8 protein-coding genes and 1 pseudogene are annotated in these 7,570 nt (G+C 36.7%); all 9 read left to right on the top strand.

Going from position 1 to position 7,570, the window contains the following annotated elements:
- Positions 1-469: 469 nt before the first annotated feature.
- The 9 genes and pseudogenes from RVY80_RS10065 (at position 470) to RVY80_RS10030 (ending at position 6,816) form a co-directional block, all read left to right on the top strand.
- Positions 470-685, top strand: coding sequence for an SHOCT domain-containing protein (locus RVY80_RS10065; protein WP_317330523.1), 216 nt, complete (start codon positions 470-472; stop codon positions 683-685).
- A 58-nt stretch (positions 686-743) separates the two neighbouring features.
- A complete protein-coding gene (locus RVY80_RS10060; protein ID WP_317330522.1) occupies positions 744-1,697 on the top strand; it encodes a recombinase family protein in 954 nt (317 codons plus the stop codon).
- Positions 1,694-1,801: pseudogene (locus tag RVY80_RS10055) on the top strand (recombinase zinc beta ribbon domain-containing protein); the annotation flags it as partial. The gene RVY80_RS10060 and the pseudogene RVY80_RS10055, both read left to right, overlap by 4 nt.
- A gap of 6 nt (positions 1,802-1,807) precedes the next feature.
- A complete protein-coding gene (locus RVY80_RS10050) occupies positions 1,808-2,305 on the top strand; it encodes a hypothetical protein (protein ID WP_317330520.1) in 498 nt (165 codons plus the stop codon).
- A complete protein-coding gene (locus tag RVY80_RS10045) occupies positions 2,305-2,721 on the top strand; it encodes a recombinase (protein ID WP_317330519.1) in 417 nt (138 codons plus the stop codon). The genes RVY80_RS10050 and RVY80_RS10045 overlap by 1 nt, the downstream gene beginning before the upstream one ends.
- The gene (locus tag RVY80_RS10295; protein ID WP_459350134.1) at positions 2,721-3,626 is read left to right on the top strand and encodes a recombinase family protein; all 906 of its coding nucleotides are present in this window, start codon (positions 2,721-2,723) and stop codon (positions 3,624-3,626) included. Before RVY80_RS10045 ends, RVY80_RS10295 begins: the two co-directional genes overlap by 1 nt.
- 18 nt (positions 3,627-3,644) lie before the next feature.
- On the top strand, positions 3,645-4,295 hold the full coding sequence (locus tag RVY80_RS10290; protein ID WP_459350133.1) for a recombinase zinc ribbon domain-containing protein: 651 nt from the start codon (positions 3,645-3,647) through the stop codon (positions 4,293-4,295).
- A gap of 514 nt (positions 4,296-4,809) precedes the next feature.
- On the top strand, positions 4,810-6,288 hold the full coding sequence (locus RVY80_RS10035) for an Lsa family ABC-F type ribosomal protection protein (RefSeq protein WP_317330518.1): 1,479 nt from the start codon (positions 4,810-4,812) through the stop codon (positions 6,286-6,288).
- A 33-nt stretch (positions 6,289-6,321) separates the two neighbouring features.
- A complete protein-coding gene (locus RVY80_RS10030; RefSeq protein ID WP_317330516.1) occupies positions 6,322-6,816 on the top strand; it encodes a nucleotidyltransferase domain-containing protein in 495 nt (164 codons plus the stop codon).
- Positions 6,817-7,570: the final 754 nt, after the last annotated feature.

The following is a 7,570-nucleotide window of genomic DNA, read 5'->3' as shown; positions in this document are numbered from 1 at the left end:
CTCAAAGAAAAAGTAGTCGGATAATTATCTTCATCTTTGTATAATAAATGACTTGCTATTATGTGCCTCACGAGTGATATATAGTACTACCAAAAGAAGAAAGGTAGGAATTATGTATGATGACTTTATGAAGGTGTAGGCGGAACAAAGAAATGGGAAAGAATCGAAAGCTATGGGCCCAAATTTGTAGAGAATATTGTTCAAGCAATCTCCCGTGATATTTTGATGTATGCCATGAAAACACTCCGAACGTGTAACATAGTGGCTCATGTGCATGATGAAGTAATTATTGAGGCAGACCCTCGAATGTCAATAGATAGCGTATGTGAGCAGATGAGCAGAGTGCCTCCCTGGGCAAAGGGGTTGCTCCTTAATGTCGATGGTTATGAATGCGATTTTTATAAAAAAGATTAGGTAAAACATCAGATTTCACCTCCCGCCGTGGCTACCAGGTAGGAGGTGTTTTTTTATGAATATTTTTCAAGTCACAGATAGTAGCCAAATACATGGTGAAGCAATGAAGATGACTAACAGCCAGATGCAGAAAGAGGCTGATTACTATATGGCTCAAAAAATACTTAAACAGCTTTTATCTGCGGAGTTAATTTCACTGGATGAATTCGACAAAATTACAGAGCTGAATCGTAAAAAATTCTCACCTGTTTTAGCAAAGATAATGCCTTAAAACACTTGCTATTACTGACTTTTAGAGCGAATATATCATATACCGAAAGCGAGGTGAGATGATGAAAAAGATGTTCAAAGTTGAAGATATAGCAGCTAGTTCAAAGAGAAAACTTCGTGTTGCTGCTTATGCCAGAGTTTCTACAAACAGTGATGACCAGTTGGTAAGTTTAAAGGCACAGAAAGAGCACTACGAAAGCTACATTAAATTGAACCCAGAATGGGAGTTTGCGGGTCTTTATTATGATGAAGGCTTGAGCGGTACTAAGAAAGATAACAGAACCGGTCTTTTGGATATGATTGCGGATGCTGAGCAAGGCAAAATTGATTTTATACTTACAAAGTCAATCAGCCGTTTTGCAAGGAATACAACCGACTGCTTGGAAATGGTAAGAAGGCTAATTGATGTCGGTGTGTTCATTCAATTCGAGAAAGAAAACATTAATACAGGTTCTATGGAAAGTGAGTTAATGCTCTCCATACTAAGTGGTCTTGCTGAAAGCGAGTCTGTTTCCATTTCACAAAACAGTAAATGGGCTATCCAGAAACACTTTATAAACGGCACCTTTATAATTTCCTACCCTCCATACGGTTACATAAATGCTGATGGCAAGATGAAGGTTGTGCCTGAGGAGGCAGAAATTGTCCGCACCATTTTTAATGAGTACATTAACGGTAAAGGTGCATTCCTCATAGCAAAGGAATTAAATGAGCGAGGTATTCCATCCAAGCGAGGAACGATATGGCATCCATCGACGGTTCAAGGTGTTCTGAAGAACGAAAAATATACTGGCGATGTTATCTTTCAAAAGACCTATACTGACAGCAATTTTAACCGTCACATAAACTACGGTGAAGAAAATCAATACCTTCTTGAAAACCACCATGAGGCTATTATTAGCCATGAGGATTTTGACAAGGCACAACATGTTATGGAACAGCGTGGCCTGGAAAAGGGTGTTCTTAAAAAGAAGGCAAATACCAAAAGCGGTATGTATTCTCCGGCAAAATAACCTGCGGAGAGTGCGGTTCCCGTTTCAAAAGACGTATTCATTATTCTGGAAAGAACGAGTATATCGCCTGGTGCTGTACAAAACACATAGATCACACAGTTAAATGCTCAATGAAGTTCATCAAAGATGAAGATATCAAGGCTGCATTTGTAACGATGTTAAACAAACTGATTTTTTCCTGTGATATGATTCTCAAACCCTTTATGCAAGGGTTGAGAAATATTGATGAGAAAGCTTATCTAAAGAAGATAACTGAAATTGAAGAACGGATTGAGAAGAACGAGAATCAGCGTAATGTGCTTATGGAACTTATGTCAAAGGGACTTTTAAATCCGGGACTGTTTACAAAGCAGAATACGGAATTATTAAGTGAGTTTGCTCGGCTTGCCACAGAGAAAAAACATATATCTTATGCGGTAAGCGGTAATGCATCAAAGATAGATGAAACCCAAAGGCTCATAAGGTTCTGTAGCAGAAACAGAATGGCATTGAAATTTAACGATAATGTTTTTGAGGATTTTGTAGATGAGATAGTTGTAAATTCCAGGGAGGAGATTGTATTTAAAATGAAATGCGGTCTTTCCTTAAAAGAAAGGCTGGTGGATTAATGACACATACACCATATGGTTACCGCATTGAAGGCGGTAAGGCAGTTATAGATGAAACGGCAGCAGGTCAAGTAAAAGAACTCTTTGAAGGTTATAACTCTGGGTTGGCTCTTACAGTGGCTGCCGAAAAAGCAGGACTTAACTTGTACCACGCTTCGGCAAAGAGAATGCTACAAAATGAGCGTTATGTTGGGGATGATTATTACCCTGCCATTGTTGATAGCGACATTTTTAATAAGGCAAATAATGAAATACGCAGACGGGCATTGGCTCTTGGAAGAATAAAGGAATATAAAGAGCCGTTACCCCCTACTCCACAAACACAATTTAAGATGGGCAGACAGACGAAGTTTTTTGATGATCCTTTTGCACAAGCTGAATATATGTACAGTCTGATAGAAAGAGAGGTGAACTGATGGCTAATATGAATATAGGTAAAAATGTTACTGTCATTCCGGCTCGAAAGCGGCTTGGCAACACAGTAGCAACAGAAGATATACCGAAACTCAGAGTTGCAGCTTACTGTCGTGTTTCTACGGATACAGATGAACAGGCTACAAGTTACGAGGCACAGGTGGAGCATTACACAGATTTCATTAGGAAAAATACTGAATGGGAATTCGCAGGCATCTTTGCTGATGATGGTATCTCAGGCACAAACACGAAAAAGCGTGATGAGTTTAACCGTATGATAGATGAATGCATGGCTGGTAACATTGACATGATTATTACCAAGTCTATCAGCCGATTTGCCCGTAACACCTTAGATTGTCTAAAGTACATTCGTGACCTAAAGGCAAAGAACATTCCGGTATATTTTGAAAAGGAAAATATTAATACAATGGATGCCAAGGGTAAGGTGCTCCTAACCATTATGGCGTCCTTAGCACAACAGGAAAGTCAGTCACTTTCACAGAATGTTAAACTTGGTCTTCAATACAGATACCAACAAGGCAAAGTGCAGGTCAACCATAACCGATTTCTTGGATATACAAAGAACGAGGATGGAAACCTTATCATTGAGCCAAAAGGTGCTGAGGTTGTAAAGCGAATTTTCAGAGAGTACCTTGAGGGCGAGAGCCTCGCAGGAATTTGTAAGGGTTTGATGAAAGACGGAATTTACACAGCGGCGGGCAATCCGAAATGGAGACCGGAAACAGTCCAAAAGATACTGCAGAACGAAAAGTACATGGGAGATGCACTGTTACAGAAAACTTACACGGTGGATTTCCTAACAAAAAAGCGTGTCAAAAATGAAGGCATCGTTCCACAATATTATGTTGAGAATAATCACGAGGCTATCATCCCAAGAGAGCTATAGCTGCAAGTACAGGAAGAAATGAAACGCAGGAGCCTTTTATTCAAAGGCAAAGAAGGAAGGAGGAGGATATATAGCAGTAAGTATGCACTATTCTCCATCACCTTTTGTAGTGATTGCGGAGACATTTATAGGCGGACTTATTGGAACAATCGTGGCAAGAAGTCTACTGTGTGGAGATGCGTTACACGATTGGAAGAGGGACCTAAAGGTTGCACATCAAGGACAATTTCGGAGGAAGACCTCCATGCCACAGTGGCAGAGGCATTTAACCAAGTTCTTGGCGGTGGCGAATCGATGATTGCAGTTTTGAGAGAGAATATAGAATCAGTGGTCTGCGAGAAAAATGAACAGGCTATTGCCAACATTGACAAGCAAATGGAAGAGAAACAGATGGAACTCATCAGCTATGCTAATTCCGGCAAAGACTATGAAAACCTTGCTGATGAAATACAGGCACTTAGCGAAAGAAAGCAAACTATCCTTACAGAGGAAGCGGAAAGCCAAGGCGAAAAAGACCGAATTACAGAGATGATGGAATTTATAGAAAACCATGCAGATCAGAGCCTTGATTACGATGAAGAGTTGGTAAGGCTCTTAGTTGAGAAAGCAACTATATTTGAAAACAACTTGGTTGTGAGGTTTAAGTCAGGAATTGAAGTAGAAGTATAAGCATAACTTGGATACAGACCGCCAATTAGGAGATTAATCCTCTCTTGGTTGGCGGTTTTTTCGATTCACTCTTTATTGACTTTTTTGACCTATTATAGTATAATGATAAAAATTGAAATTTGAGGTGAAAAAATGATTAATTTTTCTTGCTAATTTTAAAGTACATTTAATACAAAGATAGACAGGTGCGTTCTGTTTGTTTTGTTGTGCTTATGCAAGAAAGTTATTCTTTTTTCTCTTAATATATACACTTATGTTATGCTAAAATGATTAGCTTAACTATGTATACCTATGAGCTGTAAGAATAATTAATTCTTGCGGCTCTTTCTTTTTTATAAATAATTCGAATAAGGAGGACAAATAACATTATGATAAATAAAGACACTTTGCTAACACATGATAATCTCCATATAGAGTCGGACACTGCAGGCGATACCTATATGGAGTAATAACAAGGTCGCCTATTGTTCTGACTTTGTTATTTATACTATTAAATACAGAGGAGGACAAAAATATGTCTTTAATAAATGTTACAAACCTAACCTTTGCTTATGAAGGTAGCTATGATAATATTTTTGAAAATGTAAGTTTTCAAATTGATACCGATTGGAAATTGGGCTTTACCGGAAGAAATGGAAGAGGAAAGACTACTTTTCTAAATCTTTTGCTTGGGAAATACGAATATAATGGAAGTATATCAGCTAATGTAACTTTTGAATATTTTCCTTATGAGATGCAGGATCCAGAAAGTTTTACCATAGATATCATAAAGGAAATCAGTCCCAATTCAATGGATTGGGAAATAATGAAAGAAGTATCCTTGTTGGATATAGATGATGATGTTTTATATAGACAGTTTAATACACTATCAAAAGGTGAGCAGACCAAAGCTTTGCTTGCTGCAATGTTTTTGAAGGAAAACTCATTTCTTCTTATTGATGAGCCTACAAATCATTTGGATGCAGAAGGTAGAAAAAAGCTCAGTAGCTACTTGGCAAAAAAGAAAGGATTTATTCTGATTTCACATGATAGAGCTTTTCTAGATAATTGTATTGATCATATTCTAGCAATTAACAAAACTAATATTGAAATACAGAGAGGAAACTTTTCTTCATGGTGGAGAAACAAAGAATTACAAGATAGTTTTGAATTAGCAGAAAATGAAAAATTGAAAAAGGATATCGGCCGACTTTCGAGTTCAGCGAAACGTACAACTGTATGGTCAGATAGTGTGGAAAGCAGCAAGCATGGAACTACTAATTCAGGGAGTAAATTAGATAAAGGTTATGTTGGACACAAAGCAGCAAAAATGATGAAGCGTGCTAAAAATATAGAATCTAGACAACAAGATATGATTGATGAAAAATCAAAGCTCCTTAAAAATATTGAATCTAATGAAAGCTTAAAAATAGCACCGCTTACTTTCTATGACAAAAAACTTGTAGAACTTACAGATGTTGCAATTGAATATGATGATAGAATTGTCTGTGAAGGAGTAAGTTTCACTATAGAGCAAGGTGAAAAGATTGCTATTCAAGGGAAGAATGGCAGCGGAAAATCAAGCATATTGAAATTAATTTATGGAGAGGACATCCCCCATAGTGGAATTGTAAAAAGGAATAATAGGTTAATTATTTCGTATGTTTCACAAAATACTTCGGATTTAGATGGTAACTTATCTGAGTATGCAGATAAACACCGTATTGAGGAGAGCTTATTTAAATCGCTGCTAAGAAAACTTGATTTTTCAAGAGAACAGTTTGAAAAGAATATTGAGGATTTTAGTGGAGGACAGAAGAAAAAGGTATTGCTTGCTAAAAGTCTGTGTGAACGAGCACATTTGTATATTTGGGATGAACCATTGAACTTTATTGATGTCATTTCTCGTATGCAGATTGAGAAATTGTTAATTGAACATGAACCTACAATTTTGTTTGTTGAGCATGATAGTACATTTTGTGAAAATGTTGCAACAAAAACAATACAATTGTAAAAGTAGAAATGGTAATTTGAACGGAGGGATTACATGGTAAATAAAACAGATGCCATTGAGATAATAACATATGCTGAAGAAAATGGAATTAACATTTGGATAGATGGCGGTTGGGGAGTAGATGCGCTATTAGAAGAAGAAACAAGAGTACACAACGATATTGATTTATTTGTGGGAGAAAGTAATAGTAAAAAGTTTATTGAAATATTAAAAGAAAAAGGATTTACTGAAGTTACAGAATCATATACCACCGTATCTCACGCCGTTTGGAAAGATGCTAAAGGCAGGATAATTGATCTTCATATATTTAAATTCAACGAACAAGGATACATTGTTTTTGAAGGAGAAGCATATCCTCCAGAAGTGTTTAGTGGCATTGGGAAAATAGGCGATAAAATAGTAAGATGTATTGATGCTGAAAATCAAGTATTATTTCACTTGGGATATGAGCATGATGAAAATGATGTGCATGATGTAAAACTATTGTGTGAGAGATTTAATATTCCTATTCCGAGTGAATACAAGTAACTAACTGATTCCAATTTATCATTGACCATTCTACCAAACGGACATTATTGGTCGACTGCATCTACCGAACAGGAAAAAAGTGTGGACTGTATCTACCGAACCAATAGGTTGAAAATGTGCGGTTGTTGTAATTAAAAACATACGGTCGAGCCATGTGGAGACGGTAGTATTGATGTCAAGGGTAAAAGAGTGAGTGTGTGAAAAAGGCTTGAAATAAAGGATTTACGGGGTTTTAGCGTGAAAATTCGAAGTGTTGAAATCGTAAAAATATCTACTCGTGGAAACAAGTCCAAAGGCATGATTTTGAACGTGACAGAGCAATTTAGATTTCATAGTTTGGTGTGTGGCCAGTTTAGATAACATGTGTTTGTGAGTGGTCAATTTAGATGTTTTTTGAATTTGGCAGGGTTGTGTGGTCAGGTTGAATGTTAGATGAAAATATTTTATTTTCATAGAGCAACTTAATCATGAAACATATTTTCGTCACATTCTTGATGTATAATTATATTAAACAATTTTAAAGGAGGAATTACTATGAAAATTGATAAATCTTTAAATCGACATTTTGTCACTATTCTGATGGTCTCAGCACTTGCAGTTAGCAGTATATTTATGTTATCAGGCTGTAGCACTAAAGTGGACCCCATTGTCAAGACCATTTTTTGCTAACATTTAAGTTTGGTCAAAGGCTAGTTATAAAAATATACTTCTGCTGGCTTTTTATAATCCAAGCTTTGGTGATACCGTTCAGTAT

Origin of the sequence: Veillonella absiana (genome assembly GCF_032970865.1) — a bacterium.
In the GTDB taxonomy this organism is placed as follows: Bacteria; Bacillota; Negativicutes; order Veillonellales; family Veillonellaceae; genus Veillonella; species Veillonella absiana.
The sequence above is the reverse complement of the archived record's forward strand: the minus strand, read 5'-3'. Positions and strand labels throughout refer to the sequence as shown.